This is a genomic window from Microbacterium tenebrionis (genome assembly GCF_020682665.1).
GTDB classification, from domain to species: Bacteria; Actinomycetota; Actinomycetes; order Actinomycetales; family Microbacteriaceae; genus Microbacterium; species Microbacterium tenebrionis.
In genome coordinates this window covers 132,400-154,020 of the sequence record NZ_JAGTTM010000003.1, presented here as the reverse complement: position 1 = coordinate 154,020, position 21,621 = coordinate 132,400, and the positions used below count along the sequence as shown (strand labels likewise).

Below are 21,621 nucleotides of genomic sequence, written 5' to 3'. Positions count from 1 at the left end.
CTCCGTTTCGTGGCGGGTGCGAGAAGAGGCTCACCCATCCTATCGCTCAGGCGCGGGTCTGACCCGACCCACGCGCGAGCCATTTGGTGCTGGTCAGCTCGGAAAGCCCCATGGGCCCGCGGGCATGCAGCTTCTGCGTGGAGATCCCGACCTCCGCCCCGAATCCGAACTCGCTCCCGTCGGTGAAGCGGGTGGAGGCGTTGGCCATCACGACGGCGGAGTCCACCTCGGCGAGGAACCTCTCGGCGTTCAGCGCGTCGGCCGTGACGATGGATTCGGTGTGACCCGTGCTGTAGCGGCGGATGTGGGCGAGCGCATCATCGAGGGTGTCGACGACTTTCATGGCCACGTCGAGGCTGAGGTACTCGGTCGCCCAGTCCTCCTCCGTCGCGGGGATGACGTCGCTCACGAGCCCGCGGACCATGTCGTCGCCGTGGACGGCGACGCCCTCGCTCTGCAGGGCGCTGGCCACGAGGGGAACAAGGCGGGGTGCGGCCTGGCGCAGCACGAGAACGGTCTCGACTGCGTTGCAGACGCTCGGACGCTGAACCTTGGCGTTGACGACGATCTCGCGCGCCCAGTCGTCGGGCGCGGTCTCGTCCAGGACGATGTGCACGTTGCCGGCGCCGGTCTCGATCACGGGCACGGTCGATTCGGTGACGACGGTCTCGATGAGCGCGGCGCTGCCGCGCGGCACGAGCACGTCGACGTACCCGCGACCGTGCATGAGGGCCTTCGCGCCGTCGCGGCCGAAGTCGTCGACGGTCTGGATGGCCTCGGGCGTGACGCCGGCGCTCTCCAGCGCGTCGCGCATGACCCGGACGAGGACGGTGTTCGACGCGCGTGCGGCACTTCCCCCGCGCAGAACGTTCGCGTTGCCGGATCGCAGGGCGAGGGCTGCGATGTCGACGGTCACGTTGGGGCGCGCCTCGTAGATGGCCCCGACGACGCCGAAGGGCACCCGGACCTGCTGCAGGTTCACGCCGTTCGGCATCCGGTGCCCGCCGACGACCTGGCCGACGGGGTCGGGCAGTGCGGCGATCGCGCGCACGGCCGATGCGAGTGCGGCGACGCGCTTGCGGTCGAGGCGCAGCCGGTCGATCAGCGCGTCGCCGATCCCGTTCTCCCGCCCGGCTTCGATGTCCTGCGCGTTCGCGGCGATGATGTCCGCGGCGTTCGACTCGAGCGCACCGGCGACGGCTTCGAGGGCGCGGACCTTCTCATCGCTGGTCAGCCGCGCGGTGGCTCGGGAGGCCTCCTTGGCGCGCGCGAGACGGTCCTGAACGGTGTCGGTGGTCATCCGGTCAGCTTACGAGACCCGGTGGGGTCACCGGGCCTGGATGACGGGCTCGAACCAGGTGCCGATCTCGTCGCCGTGGAGCGCACGGTCGATGAGGTCGGCGCTCGTGACGAGAACGCCGATGCCGGATGCCGCAGCCAGCCGCGCCGCGGACACCTTGGTCGCCGCTCCCCCGGTGCCGACGCTGTTGACGACGGTCGCCCCGAACTCGAGGCCTTCGAGGTCCGCGTCGGCGGCGATGGTGTCGATCGGCTCCGCCGCGGGATCCGTCGGCGGTTTCGTGTAGAGGCTCTCGACGTCGCTGAGCAGCACGAGAGCGTCCGCCCCGATGAGCTGGGCGACGAGGGCTGCGAGCCGGTCGTTGTCGCCGAAGCGGATCTCCTGCGTGGCGACGGTGTCGTTCTCGTTCACGATGGGCAGGATGCGCAGGCCCAGCAGCCGCTCCATGGCGCGGCGGGCGTTGCTGCGCGAGGTCGCGGTCTCGAGGTCGCCCGTCGTCAGCAGGACCTGCCCCGCCGTGATGCGGAACGGGCGCAGCGCCTCCTGATAGCGGTACACGAGCACGTTCTGGCCGACGGCCGCCGCGGCCTGCTGCGTGGCGAGGTCGGTGGGTCTGGCATCCAGATCGAGGAACGGGATGCCGGTGGCGATCGCCCCCGACGAGACCAGCACGATCTCGCAGCCGCGCGCGTGAGCGCCGGCGAGGGCGTGCACGATCATCGGAATCCGCCAGGACGACTCGCCGCTGATCGAGGAGGAACCGACCTTGACGACGATGCGCGGAGCGGTTGCGAGCTCGGCACGCGTCATCGCGGTCATGCGTCGTCTCCGTCGAAGTCCTGCCCCGCCGTGGCACGGCGCTTCTCGTCCTGCTCCGCGCGGTAGGCGGCTCTGGCGTCCATCCGCTCGTAGTACTGCTCGCGGCGCTCGCCCGTGGTGCGTCGCGAGTTCGGCGCGAGACGCGGATCCGTGCCGCGCGGCGCGGTCGCGAGCTCCGCGGCCGAACGCATCGAGGGCTCCCAGTCGAAGATGAGACCCTCGCCTTCGCCGATCACGACGGTCGCGCCGGGCGTCGCACCGAGACGGAACAGCTCGTCCTCGACGCCGAGACGCTCCAGGCGGTCCGCCAGGTAGCCGACGGCCTCCTCGTTCTGGAAATCGGTCTGCTGCACCCAGCGGACCGGCTTCTCGCCCAGGATGCGGTAGTAGGTGCCGTAGGAGCCGCCCTCGACGCGGATCGTGAAGGGCTGCTCCGCGCCCTTGGGACGGATGACGACGCGCGGCGCCTCGACCTCGACGGCCGTCTCGGCTCGGTGCTTCTCGACGATCTCGCCGAGCGCGAACGTCAGCGGGCGGAGGCCCTCGTGCGAGACGGTGGAGATGTCGAACACCCGGAAGCCGCGCTCCTCGAGCTCGGGGCGGACGAGGTCGGCGAGGTCGCGGGCCTCGGGAACATCGATCTTGTTGAGCGCGACCAGCTGCGGGCGCTCCAGCAGCGGCGTCTGCCCCTCGGGGACCTCGTAGGCGCCGAGCTCGGCGAGGATGACGTCGAGGTCGGAGATCGGGTCGCGGCCGGGCTCGAGCGTCGCGCAGTCGAGGACGTGCAGCAGCGCCGAGCAGCGCTCGACGTGACGGAGGAACTCCAGCCCGAGACCGCGTCCCTCGCTCGCTCCTTCGATGAGGCCCGGCACGTCGGCGACGGTGTAGCGGAAGTCGCCCTGCTGGACGACGCCGAGGTTCGGATGCAGGGTGGTGAACGGGTAATCGGCGATCTTCGGCCGTGCGGCCGAGACCGCGGCGATCAGGCTCGACTTGCCCGCCGAGGGGTAGCCCACCAGGGCCACGTCGGCGACGGTCTTGAGCTCGAGGACCACGTCGCCCTCGAAGCCGGGGGTGCCGAGCAGGGCGAAGCCGGGAGCCTTGCGCTTGGGACTCGCGAGCGCGGCGTTGCCGAGGCCTCCTCGGCCGCCCTGGGCCACGACGAAGCGCTCACCAGGCGTGACCATGTCGAGCAGCACATCGCCGTCGGCGTTCTTGACGACCGTGCCGACCGGGACGGGCAGCTCGAGCGTCTCGCCCGCGTAACCGGATCGGTGGTCGCCCATGCCGAATCCGCCGTTACCGGACGAGCGGTGCGGAGAGTGGTGGTACGACAGGAGCGTCCCGGTCTGCGTGTCGGCGACGAGGACGATGTCGCCGCCGTCACCGCCGTTGCCGCCATCGGGACCGCCGAGCGGCTTGAACTTCTCGCGGTGCACGGAGACACAGCCATTGCCGCCCTTGCCGGCGCGCAGATGCAGCGTCACCGTGTCGACGAACGTGACCATGTCGTACTACTCCCTGGATACGCGGACGGGGCGAGCCGAAGCCCGCCCCGAACCGGATGTCTTGTCTGCTGCGATTACTGAGCAGCGGCGACGATGTTGACGACCTTGCGGCCGCCCTTCGCGCCGAACTCGACAGCGCCCGCCTCGAGGGCGAACAGCGTGTCGTCGCCGCCACGGCCGACGTTCACGCCGGGGTGGAAGTGCGTGCCGCGCTGACGGACGAGGATCTCGCCCGCGTTGACCTGCTGGCCGCCGAAGCGCTTCACGCCGAGTCGCTGAGCGTTGGAGTCACGACCGTTGCGAGTGGAGCTCGCGCCCTTTTTGTGTGCCATGTCCTGTGCCTCTTCTGCTTACTTGATGCCGGTGATCTTGACGCGCGTGAGCTCCTGGCGGTGGCCCTGGCGCTTCTTGTAGCCGGTCTTGTTCTTGTACTTCTGGATGACGATCTTCGGGCCGCGGAGGTTGCCGATGACCTCGGCGGTCACCGTGACCTTGGCCAGCTTGTCGGCGTCGGTGGTCACCGTGGAGCCGTCGACGAGGAGCACTGCGGGCAGCTCGATCTTCTCGCCCTGAGCAGCCTGAACACGGTCGAGCTGAACGATCGTGCCGACCTCGACCTTCTCCTGCCGCCCACCGGCGCGCACTACTGCGTAAACCACTTGATACCTGTTTCGTTGGGGAGCGGGAGCTCCGGAAATCTCACGGGAAGACTGTGCCTGCGTTCGTCGCAGGTCTGACGGGTGTGAGCACAGGACTTCAGCCCGTCGCCCTCTGGGGACGACTCAGCTCACGCACCAAGGGACTACTTTACCGGATCAGCCACACTCTCGCAAAGCGAGACCAGCCCGTGTCGTGCGGTCGTAGGATCGCGGAGTGACCGTACTGATCGACGACCCCATCTGGCCCGCCCACGGGCGCCTCTGGGCCCATCTGGTCAGCGATCGGAGCCTCGACGAGCTGCACGCGTTCGCGCGAGCCCACGATCTGCCGGCGCGGTCGTTCGACCGCGACCACTATGACGTGCCGGAGGACGCACTCCCCCGGCTCATCGCCGCCGGCGCGGAGCACGTCGGCGGCAAGGAGCTGGTGCGGCGACTGATCGCCTCAGGACTCCGCATCCCCGCCCGCGACCGGCGCGGGTGAGGAGTTCACGGCGACGGGCGTTCCGGTGAGGGCAGCCGTCGTCACGCGCCGGCGGTTGCGCCCCTGACCGGGAGCCTTCGGCTCGGGCAGCGCGTCGAGGACCGAGTCGAGCAGCTGTTCGGCCTCGGTCTTGGGCGCGGCGTTCCGATCCCCGCCGCGCTTGCGACGCGGCTTCTTGGGACGCTCCTGCTCGGCCGCCGGCGCCGTCTCGACGACGGGGGCCGTCTCGATGACCGGCCCGACGGTCGGGGCGAGCGTGGACGCGGCGATCTGCGCGAGCGCCGACTTCGCACCCTCGGGGATGCCGTGGGCGACGGAGCTGTTCTGCTGGGCGCTCTGGTTCTGCTGACCATTGCCTCCGCGCTGGCGCCGATTGCCGCCCGACTGACCGCCACCCGAGTTCGACCGGTGCTTGACCACCGGGTCGTGGTGCACGATGACGCCACGGCCGGCGCACACCTCGCACGCCTCGCTGAAGGTCTCGAGCAGACCCAGGCCGAGCTTCTTGCGGGTCATCTGGACCAGGCCGAGAGAGGTGACCTCGGCCACCTGGTGCTTGGTGCGGTCGCGGCTCAGGCACTCGACGAGTCGGCGCAGCACGAGGTCGCGGTTGGACTCGAGCACCATGTCGATGAAGTCGACGACGATGATGCCGCCGATGTCGCGCAGCCGCAGCTGGCGGACGATCTCCTCGGCGGCCTCGAGGTTGTTCTTCGTGACGGTCTCTTCGAGATTGCCGCCCGAGCCGACGAACTTGCCGGTGTTGACGTCGACGACCGTCATGGCCTCGGTGCGGTCGATCACGAGAGAACCGCCCGAGGGCAGCCAGACCTTGCGGTCCAGGGCCTTCTCGATCTGCTCCGTGATGCGGAACGCGTCGAACGGGTCGGTGTCGTCCTCGTAGGACTCCACGCGCTCGAGCAGGTCGGGGGCGACGCTCTCGAGGTAGGCGCGGATGGTCCGCTGCGACTCCTCGCCCTGGATGAGCATCTTCGTGAAGTCCTCGTTGAAGACGTCGCGGACGATCTTCACGAGCAGGTCGGGTTCGGCGTGCAGCAGCGCCGGAGCCTGCTGGTTCTCGACCTGCTTCTGGATGTGCTCCCACTGCGACGTGAGGCGCTGGACGTCGCGCGTCAGCTGCTCCTCGGTGGCGCCTTCCGCGGCCGTGCGGACGATGACGCCGCTGGACTCGGGCAGCACCTCCTTGAGGATGCGCTTGAGGCGGGCGCGCTCGTTGTCGGGGAGCTTGCGGCTGATGCCGTTCATCGATCCGCCTGGGACGTACACGAGGTAGCGACCGGGCAGCGAGATCTGGCTGGTGAGGCGCGCGCCCTTGTGTCCGACCGGGTCTTTCGTCACCTGCACGAGCACGCGATCGCCGGGCTTGAGCGCCAGCTCGATGCGGCGGGGCTGATTGCCGGTCTCGACGCCGTCCCAGTCGACCTCGCCCGAGTACAGCACGGCGTTGCGGCCGCGGCCGATGTCGACGAACGCGGCCTCCATGCTCGGCAGCACGTTCTGCACGCGGCCGAGGTAGACGTTGCCGATCAGAGATGCGTCCTGGTTGCGCGCGACGTAGTGCTCGACGAGCACGGCGTCCTCGAGCACGCCGATCTGGGTGCGTCCGTTCTTCGAGCGGACGATCATCTTGCGGTCGACGGACTCGCGCCGGGCGAGGAACTCGGCCTCGGTCACGACCGGGCGGCGGCGTCCGGCATCGCGTCCGTCGCGGCGGCGCTGCTTCTTGGCCTCGAGACGCGTGGACCCCTTGATGGCCTTCGGCTCGGTGATGTACTCGACGGCGCGCTGGCGCTGACGCGGCTCGGTCTGCTGGTCGTCGCCGTCTCCTCCGCGACGGCGGCGTCCGCGTCGTCCGCCGGACGTCTCGTCCTGGTCGCTGTCGCGCACGTTGTCGCGATCGCGCCCCGGCCGCGCCGGAAGCGGCGTGATCTCGGGAGCGTAGAAGTGCAGCTGGGTCGACACCCGCGAGACGAAGACCTCGGGGATGAGCCCGAGGCTGACCGCGGTGAGCGGCTCGGGCTTCGCCGGCTCGGCAGGCTTCTCGGACTCGGCAGGCGTCTCGGGCTCTGCGGCCTTCTCGGACTCGGCAGGCTTCTCGGGCTCGGCCGCGTTCTCCGGCTCTGCGGCCGTCTCCGCTTCTGCGGACTCCTCGACGGGAGCATCGCCACCTGCGTCTGTCGCAGACTCGACCGCAGCGTCCGCAGACTCGTCGACCGGCTGCGCCTCAGCATCCGTCTGGGGCTCCTCGGCCGGCTGAGACTCCGCTTCGACCGCCGCGCCCGGTGTTACCGGAAGCACGTCATTCGCGTCGAGGGTAGGGGTGTTGTTGTCATTCGTCTCATCGGCCATCTCTGGCGTACTCCCTGCGCGAGCACTGCGTGCCGCGAAATCTCGTGCGGCACCCGCGGGTGCCGCGAACTCACTCGGTGTGCGACCGGCTCATGGCTCTGATCGCGAGGGGCATGGGGCCCCGAAGTCTGCGTCGATGCCTTCCGCGGCCGAACCGCCTGGTGCATCACAGGCCATTATCGCACCATGTGCGCCACTTCGTGGCATCCCGCCGTCGAACCGCGGTTTTCCCGGTCCGCCTCACGCCCCATCCATAGCCGTCACTGGGATAATCCATATATGAGCGAGCAGCGCACCCGCCCCGTGTTCTACGCCGTCTGGCTGATCATCGCCGGTGTCATCGGCTGGTGGGCGGCGTTCCAGCTCACGGTCGAGAAGTTCGTGCTGCTCGCCGATCCGGATGCCACACTCAGCTGCGACCTGAGCAGTTTCATCCAGTGCGGCAAGAACCTCGAATCCTGGCAGGGCTCGGTGTTCGGGTTCCCGAACCCGATTCTCGGCCTGACCGGATGGATGGCGCCGATCGTCGTCGGCGTCGCGGTGCTCGCCGGTGCGCGCTTCCCCCGCTGGTTCTGGGCGACGTTCGGCGCCGGCATCCTGTTCGCCTTCGGGTTCGTGTGCTGGCTGATCGGTCAGAGCATCTACGACCTCGTCGTACTGTGCCCGTGGTGCATGGTCACGTGGGCCGTGACGATCCCCACGTTCTTCGCCACCGTCGTGCATCTGTTCCGCAACGGCACCTTCTCATCGTCGGAGAAGGTGCAAGAGCGCGCAGGGCGCCTGATGGCGTGGGTGCCGCTGGCGACCATCGTCGCCTACGCGATCATCGTCGTGATGGCCCAGCTGAAGGGCATCGACTTCCTCGGCGAGATCGCGCGCCTGCTGTTCTGAGGACGACGAAACCCGCCGGTCGCATGACGCACCGGCGGGTTTGTCGTTGTTCGGGTCAGCTGAACCAGATGCCGAGCTCGCGCGCGGCGGACTCCGGCGAGTCCGAGCCGTGCACGAGGTTCTGCTGCACGGCGAGACCCCAGTCGCGACCGAAGTCGCCGCGGATCGTTCCGGGAGCGGCGGTGGTGGGATCGGTGGTGCCGGCGAGCGAGCGGAACCCCTCGATCACGCGGTTGCCGGCGAGGCGGATCGCCACCGACGGGCCCGACATCATGAACTCGAGCAGCGGCTCGTAGAACGGCTTGCCCTCGTGCTCGGCGTAGTGCTCGGCGAGCACGTCGCGGTCGGGCTCGACGAGGCGGATGTCGACGAGCGCGTAGCCCTTCGCCTCGATGCGGGCGAGGATGCTGCCGGTCAGGCCGCGGGCGACGCCGTCGGGCTTGACGAGGACGAGGGTTTCTTCGGTGGCCATGTCAGTCGCTCTCTGTGTGAGGGTCGGTGGTCGTCGGGGCCCCTGAGGGAGGTCGTGCATCCATTCGGGCCCCCATGATCGTCGCATATGCCCACATCCCTCCGAAAACGAGGGTGACGAGCAGGATCGCCGGAACGAAGATCGCGGACAGGGCGACGATCGCCTGCAGAACCCATCCGACCGGAATCGCCCAGGAACGGGTGATCATGCCGGCGACGGCGATCATGGCGACGGCCACGATCGCCGCACCGACGATCGCCCACCACTGCGGGACGGCCGGTGGCAGCGCCCTCAATCCGAAGATCGTGAGGCCTGCGAGCAGCACGACGATCGCCTCGAAGCCGAGGACGATCGGGGCGAGCTTCTGCACGAGCGTGCGCTGGGGCCGGGCGGGCCGGGGTGCGGATGCTTCGCTCACGCGCGCCACCCCGATTTCCAGTCCTCCTCCTCGGACAGCGCGATCGCCTCACCGGCGAGCACGACGGATCCGGCGATCACGACCGCGCGGCGGTCGGATGAGGCGGCCCACTCGCGGGCGGCGTCGGCGGCATCCGCGAGAGACGGATGCACCGTCGCGCGGAAGCCCGCGTTCTCGACGAGGTCGGCGATGGCGTCCGCGTCGCTCGCGCGGTCCGATTCGGGGGCCGTGGTGAACACGTGCGCAGCCGCTGGGGCGAGTTTCGCGACGATTCCGTCGGCGTCCTTGTCGGCGAGCACGCCGAGGACGAGTCCCCACTCGTCGAAGTCGAAGCTGTCATCGAGCGACTGGGCGAGCGCCGCTGCGCCGTGCGGGTTGTGGGCGGCGTCGACGACGACGGTCGGTGCGATGCCGATCAGCTGCAGCCGGCCAGGGGACGTCGCGCCCTGCAGACCCTCGGTGATGATGTCGCCGGCGATCGGCTGCGTGCCGCCACCGATCAGCGACTCCACGGCGGCGATCGCCAGTGCGGCGTTGTGCCCCTGATGCGCGCCGTACAGAGGCAGATACTCCTCGATGTAGGGCCCGGCGAGGCCCTTGACCGTCAGCAGCTGTCCGCCGACCGCGAGCTTCTGCTCCGCGAGACCGAACTCGTCGCCCTCGAACGCGATCGTCGCGTTGCGCTCGGCGGCGACCCGCCGCAGCACCTCGGCGGCCTCAGCGGGCTGCTGCGCCGAGACGACGGCGGCGCCCTCCTTGATGATCCCGGCCTTGACACCCGCGATCTTCTCGATCGTGTCGCCGAGGCGATCGGCGTGGTCGATCGCTATGGGCGCGAACACCGCGACGTCGCCGTCGGCCGTGTTCGTGGAATCCCATTCGCCGCCCATGCCGACCTCCAGCACGAGCACGTCGACCGGAGCATCCGAGGCCGCGACGAACGCGAGCACCGTGAGCAGCTCGAAGAAGGTCAGCGGCGCGTCGCCTGCGGCCTCGAGCTCGGCATCCACGATCCCGATGAACGGTTCGATCTCGTCCCAGGCCTCGGCGATCGCGGCATCCGCGATGGGCTCGCCGTCGATCATGATCCGTTCGGTGAACCGCTCAAGATGCGGGCTGGTGAACAGACCCGTGCGCAGCCCGTGGGCGCGCAGCAGGCTCTCGATGACGCGGGCGGTCGACGTCTTGCCGTTCGTGCCGGTGATGTGCACGACGCGGTACGTCTTCTGCGGGTCGTCGAGGAGCTCGAGAATGCGCTCGGTGCGCTCCTTGCGCGGCTGCACCCAGCGCTCCCCTGCCCTTGTCATCAGCGCCTCGTAGACGGCGTCTGCACGGTCGCGGTCAGACATTCGCGGCTCCTTCGAGGTTCGTGTCGATCGTGACGACGATCGGGGCCTTGTCGGACCCCAGGGCAGTGGAGCCGCTGCAGAACACGCCGTCACCGGGGCTGGTGACGCTCGCGACGAGCTCCTCCATGTCGTCCGTCGCCTGGATCGCGATGGCCACGGCGAGTGTCTCCGCCGCGATGAGCTCCGCGTGCGCCTGCAGCGCCTGCGCCGCATCCGGTGCGACGTTCAGAGCCAGGACGATGCGGTCGCTGACGTCGAGGTCGGCGTTCTTGCGTGCCTCCTGCACGACGCGAATGGCGTCTCGGGCCATGCCCTCCGCCTCGAGCTCGGCCGTGGTCCGGGTGTCGAGCAGCACGAATCCGCCACCGGGCACGAGAGCCAGGGCCTCGCCTTCCGGGCGACCTGCCGTCTCGAGCACGAGCTCGTACTCCTGCGGCTCGAGCGCGATGCCGTCGACGACCACCACGCCGTCCTGCTCCTCCCAGACGCCGGCACGCGCACCGGCGATCACGTGCTGCACCTGCTTGCCCAGACGCGGACCCGCGGCGCGGGCGTTGACGCTCAAGCGGTGGCTGATGCCGTACTCGGCGGCCGTCGTGTCGGTGAGCTGCACGAGCTCGACGGACTTCACGTTGAGCTCATCGCGCAGGATGTCCTCGAACTGGGCCAGCTGGTCCGCGACCGGCGACACCACGGTGAATCGCGCGAGCGGCAGGCGAACGCGCAGCTTCTCCTTCTTGCGCAGCGCGTTGCCGACGCTGGACAGCTCGCGCACGGCATCCATCGCATCGCGGATGTCGTCCGCTGCCGGGAACGCGTCGGCATCCGGCCAATCGGTCAGGTGCACGCTGCGCCCGCCGGTGAGTCCCTGCCAGATGCGCTCGCTGATCAGCGGCACGAGAGGCGCTGCGACCCGGGTGAGCGTCTCGAGCACGGTGTAGAGCGTGTCGAACGCGTCGGTTCCGCCCTCGGCGCCGACCCAGAAGCGGTCGCGCGACCGGCGGATGTACCAGTTCGTCAGCACCTCGGCGAAGTCGCGCAGGCGTGCGGATGCCGTGGTCGAGTCGAGTCCGTCGAGGTCCGTCGCGACGTCGCGGACGAGCTCTCCCAGGCGCGACAGGATGTAGCGGTCGAGCACGTCCGTGGAGTCGGTGCGCCACGTGGCTTCGTACCCTTCGTCGCCGGAGGCGTTCGCGTAGGTCGCGAAGAAGTACCACGAGCTCCACAACGGCAGGAGGAATTCGCGGACGCCGGCGCGGATGCCCTCCTCGGTGACCGAGAGGTTGCCGCCGCGCAGCACCGAGCTCGACATGAGGAACCAGCGCATGGCGTCGGAGCCGTCGCGGTCGAAGACCTCGGAGACGTCCGGGTAGTTGCGCAGCGACTTCGACATCTTGTAGCCGTCGTTGCCGAGCACGATGCCGTGGCAGCTGACGCCGGTGAACGCCGGGCGGTCGAACAGCGCGGTCGAGAGCACGTGCATGACGTAGAACCAGCCGCGGGTCTGCCCGATGTACTCGACGATGAAGTCCGCCGGTGAGTGCGAGTCGAACCACTCCTGGTTCTCGAACGGGTAGTGCACCTGCGCGTACGGCATCGACCCGGAGTCGAACCAGACGTCGAAGACGTCCTCGATGCGGCGCATGGTGCTCTTGCCCGTGGGGTCATCGGGGTTGGGGCGGGTCAGGTCGTCGATGTACGGCCGATGCAGGTCGACCTCGCCCTCGGGGTTGCGGGGCAACGCGCCGAAGTCGCGCTCGAGCTCCTCGAGCGACCCGTACGCGTCGATCCGCGGGTAGTCGGGGTCGTCGCTCTTCCAGATCGGGATGGGCGAGCCCCAGTACCGGTTGCGGCTGATCGACCAGTCGCGCGATCCCTCGACCCACTTGCCGAACTGGCCGTGCTTGACGTTCTCGGGCACCCAGGTGATCTGCTCGTTGTTCGCGAGCATCTTGTCCTTGATGTCGGTGACGCGGATGAACCAGCTCGAGACCGCCTTGTAGATCAGGGGGTTCCGGCAGCGCCAGCAGTGCGGGTAGGAGTGGACGTAGCTCTGCTCGCGCAGCATCCGCCCGTTCTCCTTGAGGAGGCGGATGAGCGGACGGTTCGCGTCCATCCACAGCATCCCCGCGACGTCCGGGACGCTGTAGAGGAACTTGCCACCGTCGTCGAGGGAGAGGATCGTGGGCATGCCGGCGGCGGTCGTCACGCGCTGGTCGTCCTCACCGTATGCCGGGGCCTGGTGGACGATCCCGGTGCCGTCGGTGGTGGTGACGTAGTCGTCGACGAGGATGCGCCAGGCGTTCTCGGTGCCCCAGGTCTCGGCATCCGCGTAGTAGTCGAACAGACGGTCGTAGTGGACGTCTGCGAGGTCGGCACCGCGATGGGATGCCTCGACGGCGGCCAGTGCGTCGTCAGCCGACTCGTAGCCGAGGTCCTTGGCGTAGCCGCCGAGGAGGTCGCGGGCGATCAGGTAGCGGTGCGCATCGCTCTCGGCGGGGTCGTCGCCGGGGACGATGTCCGCCGCGCCGTTCGGGCCGGCGGGCAGCACGACGTACTCGATGTCGGGGCCGACGACGAGGGCGAGGTTGGTGGGCAGGGTCCACGGCGTGGTGGTCCAGGCGAGCGCGCGGACGGCGGTGAGGCCGAGCGACTCCGCCTTGGCGCCGGTGAGCGGGAAGGTGACGGTGACAGACGGATCCTGACGGTCCTGGTAGACGTCGTCGTCCATGCGCAATTCGTGATTGGACAGCGGCGTCTCGTCGCGCCAGCAGTAAGGCAGCACGCGGTAGCCCTCGTACGCCAGGCCCTTGTCGTAGAGCTGCTTGAACGCCCACAGGACGCTCTCCATGTAGCCGAGGTCCAGCGTCTTGTAGCCGCGGTCGAAGTCCACCCAGCGCGCCTGGCGGGTGACGTACTCCTTCCACTCCTCGGTGTACGCGAGCACCGAGTCACGGGCTTTGGCGTTGAAGACGCCGATGCCCATCTCCTCGATCTCGCTCTTCTCGGTGAGGCCGAGCTGCTTCATCGCCTCGAGTTCGGCAGGAAGACCGTGCGTGTCCCATCCGAAGACGCGGTCGACCTTCTTGCCGCGCATGGTCTGGAAGCGCGGGAAGAGGTCCTTGGCGTAGCCGGTGAGCAGGTGGCCGTAGTGAGGGAGGCCGTTGGCGAAGGGCGGGCCGTCGTAGAAGACCCACTCGTCCGCGCCGTCGCGCTGCGCGATGGATGCCCGGAACGTGTCGTCCTGCTTCCAGAACTCCAGGACGTCCTTCTCGATCTCGGGGAAGCGCGGGGATGCGGCGACGGCGGCGGGGCCGAAGGCTGAGGTGCGGGGGTAGGTCATATCTGGCTCGCAGTGTCGTGGGCGGATGCTGCTTGCGAGGACGATCCTGTTCTCACACGGACCGCGGTACCACCTCGCGTGCCGCGCCTCACGGCGCTGCCACTCTCACTGCGGCGATGACGGGCCTGCCCCGCTCGGTTCTACTGGGCCATGCGGCTGTTCTTCCGAGAGCTCCCCGGTGATGGCCGGATCAAAGCTGATGCGTCCATTGTACGCGGCATCCGCCGCCGCAGGAACTTCGCAGAAAACCACTCATCTCGCAGGAATTCTCGGATTCTCTGCGAAGGAAGTGCTGTTCTGCGAGCACTGGCACGCTCGATCAGGCACGACGATTCGCGAGATGCAGCCCGCACGCTACCGCGCGCATGATCAGGTCCTGCACCTGAGGCCACTCGAACATCATCTGCTGATAACTGATGCGAATGACGTGGTACCCCATGAGCCGGATTTCGGCGTCGTGGCGGATGTCCTCGCTGCGTTGCGCCCCGACATGGTGTTTGCCGTCGATCTGCAGCACGAGCCGGTCGCCCAGGAGGGCGTCGACCCGGTGACCGGCGATCCAGGTCTGGATGACCAGCCGAATGCGGAGCCACCGGAGCCGGGGCCGCAGATAGGTTTCCAGACCGGCGTCCGCGAACGGCTGAGCCTCGGCGAGGAGATTCCGTGCGGCGGGTCGCAGCGGCAGGTTACTCAGCGCGTCGAGCGTGACCAGCTCCTTGTTCAGTGCTGACTCCCACGTCCCCAGCGCCTGCTCGAACGGTGTGCACTCGGCCACGATGGCCAGCACGTTCTCGATGGGGTCGACCAGCGCATCGGGATGCCTCGGAACGAGCGGCTTCGCCCAGTACACACGCAGACTCTGGGGTTTTCCCCCGGCACTTCCCGGCGTTGCGCCGACGTGCACGCCGGGGTCCTGCTCATGCACCCAGATGCCGAGCCGCCGAGCCGCGGTGACACAGGTGAGCACGACGCCGCGCTTGGCCGCAGAAACTAGCTGAGGCGATGCATCCGGAATCGCTACCCACCCCTGCCGGATCCGCACGAGGGTCCCGTCGCGCAGCGCCTTCTCGAGCTCCGCACGTCGATAACCCCGTTCGTGCAATGAAGCAACCCGCGCGATGCCGCCGAGATCCGCGACGCACAGGCTGACGGGCTCATCTGACCTCGAGTGCATGCTCCGAGCGTGACATCGACCGCGGGTCCATCTGGCCGCCGCGTACACGTTCCGTGCACAGCGGCGCATATTCCGATGCGGTGCAGAACAAGGCCCCGGTCGGCGCACCTTCGCAGAACGACGGGAATCTCGTAGCCCTCGGCCTGATTCGTGCGAGATTCCTGTCGTTCTGCGAGATTCCGGCGCGGGTCAGGACTCCCGGTGGTAGCCGTGCAGATCGTCCAGGACTCCGTTGATCCAGATCTCCTCGCCGCCGTCGGGGTCGGGGATGCGGATCGTGCGCGCGAACGCCTCGTCGACGACGGATGCTCCGAATCCGGCATCCCGCAGCCGCGAGGCCAGTGCATCGAGGTCTCCGCGCGCCTCGAACGACAGCCCGATCCGCGGCTCTCCCGCGTGCAGTCCCACAGAACCGCCGGCACCGATCATCTCGACCCATCCCGCGCGGTCCGACGCGATCCCCGCGCGGAAGCCGAGCGCTTCGAGGATCACCCGCGACTCGTCGAGGTCCTCTTGAAACCAGATCGGCTGCACGGCGATGCTCCCGGCTCCGCTCTGTGCGGCGCCCTCGGACACTGAGATCCGGACGCCGGAGGCGGCACGCACCACGAGCATCTTCCCGACGCCCTCCATGACGGTCTGCTCGACGTCGAAGGAGGAGAGGGCAGTCGCCGCGGCATCCAGACTCTCGACGATGAGGTGGATGTCGACCGTGCCGGGCCGGTGGTCATCTGTCGCACCATGCACGGCCAGGATGCCGTCGGCGTGGAACTCACCCCATTCCGGCGCAGGCGGATACGGCGCGACGAATCCGAGCGCCTCGGCGAGCGCCCACCACCGCTGCGGCTGCTCGGTGTACAGGATCTGCTGAACCACGGTCATCATTTCTCCCTCAGGTATGCGCGCAATGCCGCCTCGACGAGTGCGGACAGGCTCGTACCCTCGTCGATCGCCTGGTGCTTCACCTCGCGTATGAGATCGGCGGGCAGATACACGTTGAACTGCGCCTTCTTCGGTTCACTTGCTTGCATGCTAGCAATATAGCAACGACGGCACGATAACCTCAAGACATGGCCCGCACCACGGACTCCCCTGTCGCCCCACGCGTCTCGCCGCCCGATCTGCCGGACGACCTCGACGACGCCGAGCCTCGCCGCGGGGCGGAGCTCATCGCGGCGCGGCTCGACCTCGCAGGCAGCGCAGATCTCGCCCACTCCTCGCTCGAGCAGTGCGTGCTCACCGGCGACGTCGAAACCCTCGACCTCACCGGTGCCACACTCCTCGACGTCGACATGCGCGACGTGCGCGCGGCATCCGCTCCCTTGCGCAACGCGAGCGTCCGCCGGCTGCGCATCACCGGCGGGCGCATCGGCACCCTCGATCTCAGCGGCGCGCGCATCGACGAGCTCGAGCTCCGGGACGTCCGCATCGACTACCTGAATCTCGGCGGGGCGAAGGCCGCGGACGTTCTGATCTCCGCCAGCATGATCCGCACACTCGACATGCCCCAGGCCGAACTCACCCGCGTGGCGTTCGACGACTGCCGCAGTGACGAGGTCGACCCGCGCGGCCTGCGCGCGACGGATGTGGACCTCCGCGGACTCGACGCCATCGCCTTCACGGACGCGAACAGCCTGCGCGGCACGACGCTCACGACGTTCCAGGTTCAGCAGCTCGCCCCCGTGTTCGCCGCAGGGGTCGGGATTCAGGTGCGGGACTAGGCAAGGCTTCGGCTCTCTCCGCTCGCTCAACCCGTTTCGTGGCTCCGCCCTCCGCTCAACGACCCGAAACGCTGCAGCGACTGCTCCTACCTGCCGGCCGCGATCAGCTCCTGGGTGAACGGATGCTGGGGAGCGGCGAACACCGCAGCCACCGGCCCCTGCTCGACGATCGCCCCGTGCTGCATCACGAGCACGTCGTCCGACACGGCGGCGACGACATCCAGATCGTGCGAGACGAAGATCATGGTCAGTCCCCGGTCTCGCTGCAGTCGCGCCAGAAGCTGCAGCACCTTCTCGCGCACGGAGGGGTCGAGCGCCGAGACGGGTTCGTCGAGCACGAGCACGTCCGGTTCCGCAGCGAGCGCCCGAGCGATCGCCGCCCGCTGCCGCTGCCCGCCCGACAACCGGGCAGGGCGCCGCTTCGCGAGCTCCGGCGCGAGATCGACCTCCGCCATGAGCTCGACCACCCGCGCGGAACGCTGGGATCGGTGAACCCCTCCCGCGGCGAGCGCCTCACGCAGTGATCGCCCGATCGTCCACCGGGGATCGAACGCCCCCAGCGGGTTCTGGTGCACGAGCTGGACGCGGTGCTCCCCGCTCCAGCGCAGGTCGCCCGCGTCCGGTCTCTCCACACCGACGATCATGCGCGCGAGCGTCGTCTTCCCCGACCCCGACTCCCCCACGATCCCGAGCGTCTGACCCTCGAGCAGCGTGAAGGACGCATCCGCGACGGCCGGCACACCCGCGAACGACCTGGACACGCCGATGGCCGTGAGCACGGCATCTCGGTCCCTGAGCCTGTCGAAGGGCCCGAAGCGGTCCGAGCGCGGCGCATGATCCGTGGCAGCGATGAGCGATCGCGTGTACTCCTCGGCCGGGGCATCCAGGACCTCCGCCACCGCGCCCTGCTCGATCACGCGCCCGCCGCGCATCACGAGCACCCGGTCGGCGACCCGGCGGACGGCCGCGAAGTCATGACTGATGAGGACGACCGCGGTGCCGGCATCTGCGATCTCACGCAGCAGAGCGAGCACACGCGCCTGCACGGTGGCATCCAGTGCCGTCGTCGGCTCGTCCGCGACGAGGACGGCCGGGTCCCCGGCGAGCGCCGACGCGATCAGCGCCCGCTGACGCAGGCCGCCGGAGAGCTCGTGCGGGTACTGCCGCGCGCGCTGCTCCGGTGCAGGCATCGCGACGGACTCGAGCAGGTCGATCACCCGCTCCCGCCGCTCGGCGCGCGACAGACGCGTGTGGATCGCGAGGGGCTCGGCGACCTCCGCACCGATCCGCCGGAGCGGATCGAGCGAGACGAGCGCGTCCTGCGAGACGAGGGCGATCCGCGCGCCGCGCACCTCCCGCCACTGCGATTCCGACAGCCGCCGCACATCGACCCCGTCGACGTCGAGGACGGATGCCGTCACGCGGCCCGGCGCGAGCCCGAGGAGCGCCGAAGCCGTGAGAGATTTCCCCGCACCGGACTCGCCGACGATCGCCACGCACTCCCCCGGCGACACCGAGAACGAGACGCCGTCGACGAGCACGCGCCGCCCGATCGCGACCGACAGGTCCTGGACCACCAGCGCGTTCACGCGACCCTCCCCTCGAGACGTGCCCGCAGCGTGCGGCCGACGACGGTCGCCGAGACGACCGTGAGCGTGATGGCGAGCCCGGGGAACACCGCGATCCACCACGCCGTGCCGAGCGTGTTCCGCCCGCCGGCGAGCATGAGACCCCACTCCGGCACGGGCTCGGTCGGTCCGAGGCCCAGGAAGCTGAGCCCGGCGACGGCGAGGATGCTCGAACCGATGCCGATGGTCGCGAGCACGCTGAGGGTGCCGAGCACCCCGGGCGCCACATGCCGGGTGAACGCCCGTGCCCTGGGCACGCCGAGGATGCGCGCCGCCTCGACGTGCTCCGCGAGCACCAGCGTCCGCGTCTGCACGCGCGCGAGGCGGACGTACACGGGCACGGCGGCGAGCGTGACCGCGATCGCGACGTTGACGGGTCCGGGGCCGAGCACGGCGACGACGACGAGCGCGACGAGGAATTCGGGGAACGCCATGAGCACGTCGTTGACGCGCATGGCCGCGGCATCCACCCCGCGCGGCGCAATGCCGGACAGCGCGCCGAGCACGAGACCCGCGACGAGCGCGAGAGCCGTCGCGAGCAGGCCGATGCCGACCGACCGGCCGGCCCCGTGCACGACGCGCGAGAACACGTCGCGCCCGCTCTGGTCGGTCCCGAACCAGTGCGCGGCACTCGGCGCCTCGAGTGCGGCCCGCACGTCGGTCTGCAGTGGGTCGGCCGGTGCGATGAGGCCGGGGACAAGCGCCATCGCGGCGATGATCGCGAGCACAGCCAGGGCCGCCCCGAGCAGCACGCGGCGCGCGGCGCTCATCGGCGCACCTGACCGACCGCGCCCTGACCGACCGCGCCCTGGCCGGCGATACCCTGCCCGGCAGCGCCGTGCCCGGCCGCGCCGCGAGACGCCTGCCGTTGACGCGGGTCGAGCAGCGGATGCAGCAGCTCGACGACGACGTTCACGACGACGAAGACGAGCGCGCTGAACAGGATGATGCCGCTGATCACCGGCAGATCCCGGTCGGTGATCGCGGCCAGCGTCACGCGTCCGAGTCCCGGCCGGGCGAACACCGTCTCGACGAGCACGGCTCCACCGAGCAGAGACCCGACGAGGTACGCCGTGAGCGTGAGGGCGCCGGCCGCACCGTGCCGCAGCGTGTGGTGCGCGGTCAGCCGGACGTGACCTGCGCCTCTGGCGCGCACGGTCGTTGCGAAGGGCTGCCGCTCGGCGGCCTCGATCCCGTCGCGCAGCACCTGCCCGAGCAGCGCTGAGACCGGCAGGGCGAGCGTGACTGCGGGCAGCACGATCGTCGCGGGGTTGCGGGTGCCGGAAACCGGGAACCAGCCCAGCCCGAACGCGAAGACCGTCAGCAGCAGGATGCCGATCCAGAACACCGGCGACGAGAGCACGACGAGCTCGATCCCCGCGACCACCCCGCGTGCGGCTCTGCCACGCACGAAGAGCGCGCCGGCGAGCGCGAGCACGACGGCTATCACCAGCGCGAGCGCGGTCAGCTGGAGGGTCGCCCCGAGCTGCCGGCCGATGACCTCGGCAACCGGCATCCGCAGCTGGTAGGACTCGCCGAGGTCACCGCGAACGAGCTGCCCGAGGTACGCGACGTACTGCTCGAGCGGCGGCCGGTCGAGCCCGAGCTCGGCGCGGATGCCGTCCTTGACCGCCTCGCTCACCTGCGCCTGCGGCCCGAGCATGACCGAGACCGGGTCGCCGGGGATCACCCGGAACGCGAGGAACGCCAGCGTCGCCGCGCCCCACAGGACGACGATGACGGATGCCGCGATCTGCGCGATCCGGACGAGGAGCGGTTTCACGACCGGATCAGCCGACCGTGACCCCGTAGAACAGGGGGCGGCCGTACAGGTCGTACTGGAGGCCGTCGACGGTGTCGTTGTACGCCGTGATCAGCGACGGGCTGTACAGCGGCACGATCGCGGTGTACTCGGCGTTCCACTGCTGCAGCTGCGCGTAGATGTCCGCGCGGGCGTCGACGTCGCTCGTGGCGATGCCCTGCTCGAGCAGCTCGTCGATCTCGGGGTCGGACACCTGCGATGCATTCTGGAAGCCGTCGGTGTGCAGGTGGCTGCGCAGGAGGTCGCCGTCGACGCCCGAGAAGCCCCAGTCGGTCAGGTCGAACGTCTTCGGACCGTACTGCTCGTTGTAGGCGCCGGGCTCGAGCACCTCGCGCTTGACCTCGAAGCCTATCTGCGCGAGGTCCGACTGGATCGCGTTGCCCAGTGCCGCCTTGTCGTCGGGCACAGGGGTCCAGGCGATCCACCGCGCCGAGAGACGCTTGCCGTCCTTCATGCGGATGCCGTCGCTGTCGCGGTCGGTCCAGCCTGCCTCGTCGAGCAGAGAGTTCGCGGCATCCTGATCGAACGGCCAGGTGCCCTCGAGCGACGCGTCGTAGCCGGGCGTGGTCGATCCGAGGATGCTCCACGCACGCGGGAACTGGCCGAAGTAGATCTCTTCGACGGCGGCGTCGATGTCGATGCCGCGGGCGAACGCCTGCCGCACCTTCTCGTCGGCGAACACGCCGTACTTCTCGTTCAGGTACAGCGAGTACGGCAGGCCCGGGTACTCGACCGAGTCGACCGTGAGCGTGTCCGGCAGATCGACCGCGAGGTTCGGCGGGATGTTGCTGGCGAGATCGGCCTCGCCGCTGGAGACTACGCCGGCCCGAACGGAGGCCTCGGGCAGGATCTCGACCCGCAGCGTCTCGAACTTCGCCGGCCCGGCACCGTCAGGACCCCAGGCGTAGTCGGGGTTGCGGGTGTAGACGATCTCCTGGTCGGGCGTGTACTCGGTGAGCTCGAACGGTCCGGTGCCGACCGTGACGCCGGGCCCGCCGGCCTTCAGCTGATCGGCCGACTCGGCGAGCACCTTGGGCGAGTAGAAGCCGAGGAGCGCCGTGCTCGCGGCCTGCAGGAAGGGCGAGTACGGCTGGCTGAACTTCACCTCGACGGTGTAGTCGTCCTTGACGGTCGTGCCCTCGTAGAAGTCGGCGCCGAGCATGCTGGAGGCCTGCGCCGAGGCGGTCTTGGGGTCGACGATGCGATCGAAGTTCGCCTTGACGGCCGCAGCGTCGAAGGGCTCGCCGTCGTGGAAGGTGACATCGTCGCGCAGCTCGAACGTGTAGGTCGTGCTGTCGTCGGAGACCTGCCAGTCCTCCGCGAGCCACGGCGAGAACGATCCGTCGGCCTCCTGGTAGACCAGTGAGTCGAGGACGGCGCGCTGCACCATTCCCGAGACGTCGAGCTGGCTGGTCTGCGGGTCCATGTGACCGGCAGCGAGGTTCGCGCCCTCGATGGCCCAGACGACCTCGCCGTTCACGTCGCCCGCGCTCGTGTCGCCGGAACCGCCCGACGTTCCGGCGCAGGCGCTGAGCAGCAGAGCGGATGCCGCCACGAGGGCGGTGACGGGCAGAATGCGACGCACGAGCGAAGTGGGCATGCGAGTCCTCAGGAAGGGTGAAGGGGGTGGGTCCAGTCTATCGGTGGTTTTTGGACGGGGTCG

Annotated in this window: 20 protein-coding genes; 3 read left to right on the top strand and 17 right to left on the bottom strand. The window is 69.3% G+C overall.

Annotation, left to right across the window (positions count from 1 at the left end):
- Positions 1 to 46: 46 nt before the first annotated feature.
- The 5 genes from KEC56_RS09860 to rplU all read right to left on the bottom strand — a co-directional run bounded on the left by KEC56_RS09860 (position 47) and on the right by rplU (position 4,286).
- Positions 47 to 1,300 (bottom strand): glutamate-5-semialdehyde dehydrogenase, encoded by a 1,254-nt coding sequence (locus KEC56_RS09860; protein ID WP_227530822.1) that lies wholly within the window; start codon positions 1,298 to 1,300, stop codon positions 47 to 49.
- A gap of 27 nt (positions 1,301 to 1,327) precedes the next feature.
- Positions 1,328 to 2,119: a glutamate 5-kinase gene (gene proB, locus KEC56_RS09855; protein ID WP_227530821.1), complete on the bottom strand. Its 792-nt coding sequence runs from the start codon at positions 2,117 to 2,119 to the stop codon at positions 1,328 to 1,330.
- Positions 2,116 to 3,627 (bottom strand): GTPase ObgE, encoded by a 1,512-nt coding sequence (gene obgE, locus KEC56_RS09850; RefSeq protein WP_227530820.1) that lies wholly within the window; start codon positions 3,625 to 3,627, stop codon positions 2,116 to 2,118. The genes proB and obgE overlap by 4 nt, the downstream gene beginning before the upstream one ends.
- Positions 3,628 to 3,701: 74 nt before the next feature.
- Complete coding sequence (rpmA, locus tag KEC56_RS09845) at positions 3,702 to 3,959, bottom strand: 50S ribosomal protein L27 (protein WP_175988678.1); 258 nt, start codon at positions 3,957 to 3,959, stop codon at positions 3,702 to 3,704.
- An 18-nt stretch (positions 3,960 to 3,977) separates the two neighbouring features.
- Positions 3,978 to 4,286 carry a 50S ribosomal protein L21 gene (gene rplU / locus KEC56_RS09840; RefSeq protein WP_175988676.1) on the bottom strand — a complete coding sequence of 103 codons (309 nt, stop codon included), beginning with the start codon at positions 4,284 to 4,286 and terminating at the stop codon, positions 3,978 to 3,980.
- A gap of 214 nt (positions 4,287 to 4,500) precedes the next feature.
- Between rplU and KEC56_RS09835 the strand changes: the two genes are divergently transcribed.
- The gene (locus KEC56_RS09835) at positions 4,501 to 4,770 is read left to right on the top strand and encodes a DUF4031 domain-containing protein (protein ID WP_227530819.1); all 270 of its coding nucleotides are present in this window, start codon (positions 4,501 to 4,503) and stop codon (positions 4,768 to 4,770) included.
- Here KEC56_RS09835 and KEC56_RS09830 read toward each other — a convergent pair.
- Positions 4,732 to 7,140 (bottom strand): Rne/Rng family ribonuclease, encoded by a 2,409-nt coding sequence (locus tag KEC56_RS09830; RefSeq protein ID WP_227530818.1) that lies wholly within the window; start codon positions 7,138 to 7,140, stop codon positions 4,732 to 4,734. The two genes, KEC56_RS09835 and KEC56_RS09830, sit on opposite strands and share 39 nt — an antisense overlap.
- Before the next feature lie 279 nt (positions 7,141 to 7,419).
- On the opposite strand from KEC56_RS09830, the gene KEC56_RS09825 reads away from it, so the two are divergent.
- Complete coding sequence (locus KEC56_RS09825) at positions 7,420 to 8,031, top strand: vitamin K epoxide reductase family protein (RefSeq protein WP_175988671.1); 612 nt, start codon at positions 7,420 to 7,422, stop codon at positions 8,029 to 8,031.
- Positions 8,032 to 8,086: 55 nt separating this feature from the next.
- Here the strand turns inward: KEC56_RS09825 and ndk are convergent, their stop codons facing one another.
- The 7 genes from ndk to KEC56_RS09790 all read right to left on the bottom strand — a co-directional run bounded on the left by ndk (position 8,087) and on the right by KEC56_RS09790 (position 15,818).
- Complete coding sequence (gene ndk, locus KEC56_RS09820) at positions 8,087 to 8,503, bottom strand: nucleoside-diphosphate kinase (protein WP_175988669.1); 417 nt, start codon at positions 8,501 to 8,503, stop codon at positions 8,087 to 8,089.
- A gap of 1 nt (position 8,504) precedes the next feature.
- Positions 8,505 to 8,921, bottom strand: coding sequence for a DUF4233 domain-containing protein (locus tag KEC56_RS09815; protein ID WP_227530817.1), 417 nt, complete (start codon positions 8,919 to 8,921; stop codon positions 8,505 to 8,507).
- A complete protein-coding gene (locus tag KEC56_RS09810; RefSeq protein ID WP_227530816.1) occupies positions 8,918 to 10,270 on the bottom strand; it encodes a bifunctional folylpolyglutamate synthase/dihydrofolate synthase in 1,353 nt (450 codons plus the stop codon). Before KEC56_RS09810 ends, KEC56_RS09815 begins: the two co-directional genes overlap by 4 nt.
- Complete coding sequence (gene ileS, locus KEC56_RS09805) at positions 10,263 to 13,613, bottom strand: isoleucine--tRNA ligase (RefSeq protein ID WP_227530815.1); 3,351 nt, start codon at positions 13,611 to 13,613, stop codon at positions 10,263 to 10,265. The genes KEC56_RS09810 and ileS overlap by 8 nt, the downstream gene beginning before the upstream one ends.
- Positions 13,614 to 13,932: 319 nt before the next feature.
- Positions 13,933 to 14,655 (bottom strand): endonuclease domain-containing protein, encoded by a 723-nt coding sequence (locus tag KEC56_RS09800; protein ID WP_227530814.1) that lies wholly within the window; start codon positions 14,653 to 14,655, stop codon positions 13,933 to 13,935.
- 321 nt (positions 14,656 to 14,976) lie between these two features.
- Positions 14,977 to 15,663, bottom strand: coding sequence for a VOC family protein (locus tag KEC56_RS09795; protein WP_227530813.1), 687 nt, complete (start codon positions 15,661 to 15,663; stop codon positions 14,977 to 14,979).
- A gap of 5 nt (positions 15,664 to 15,668) precedes the next feature.
- Positions 15,669 to 15,818 (bottom strand): ribbon-helix-helix domain-containing protein, encoded by a 150-nt coding sequence (locus KEC56_RS09790; protein ID WP_175988657.1) that lies wholly within the window; start codon positions 15,816 to 15,818, stop codon positions 15,669 to 15,671.
- 39 nt (positions 15,819 to 15,857) lie between these two features.
- Between KEC56_RS09790 and KEC56_RS09785 the strand changes: the two genes are divergently transcribed.
- Positions 15,858 to 16,508, top strand: a complete 651-nt coding sequence (locus KEC56_RS09785; RefSeq protein ID WP_227530812.1) for a pentapeptide repeat-containing protein — start codon at positions 15,858 to 15,860, stop codon at positions 16,506 to 16,508.
- Positions 16,509 to 16,594: 86 nt separating this feature from the next.
- On the opposite strand, the gene KEC56_RS09780 is transcribed toward KEC56_RS09785, so the two are convergent.
- Genes KEC56_RS09780 through KEC56_RS09765 form a run of 4 tightly spaced genes read right to left on the bottom strand, consistent with a single transcriptional unit; the run spans position 16,595 to position 21,558 of the window.
- Positions 16,595 to 18,097 carry a dipeptide ABC transporter ATP-binding protein gene (locus KEC56_RS09780; RefSeq protein WP_227530811.1) on the bottom strand — a complete coding sequence of 501 codons (1,503 nt, stop codon included), beginning with the start codon at positions 18,095 to 18,097 and terminating at the stop codon, positions 16,595 to 16,597.
- Positions 18,094 to 18,906 carry an ABC transporter permease gene (locus tag KEC56_RS09775; protein WP_227530810.1) on the bottom strand — a complete coding sequence of 271 codons (813 nt, stop codon included), beginning with the start codon at positions 18,904 to 18,906 and terminating at the stop codon, positions 18,094 to 18,096. Before KEC56_RS09775 ends, KEC56_RS09780 begins: the two co-directional genes overlap by 4 nt.
- Entirely contained in the window at positions 18,903 to 19,919 is a 1,017-nt protein-coding gene (locus KEC56_RS09770) for an ABC transporter permease (RefSeq protein ID WP_227530809.1), read from the bottom strand. Before KEC56_RS09770 ends, KEC56_RS09775 begins: the two co-directional genes overlap by 4 nt.
- A gap of 7 nt (positions 19,920 to 19,926) precedes the next feature.
- Positions 19,927 to 21,558, bottom strand: coding sequence for an ABC transporter substrate-binding protein (locus KEC56_RS09765; RefSeq protein ID WP_227530808.1), 1,632 nt, complete (start codon positions 21,556 to 21,558; stop codon positions 19,927 to 19,929).
- Between the last annotated feature and the right edge of the window lie 63 nt (positions 21,559 to 21,621).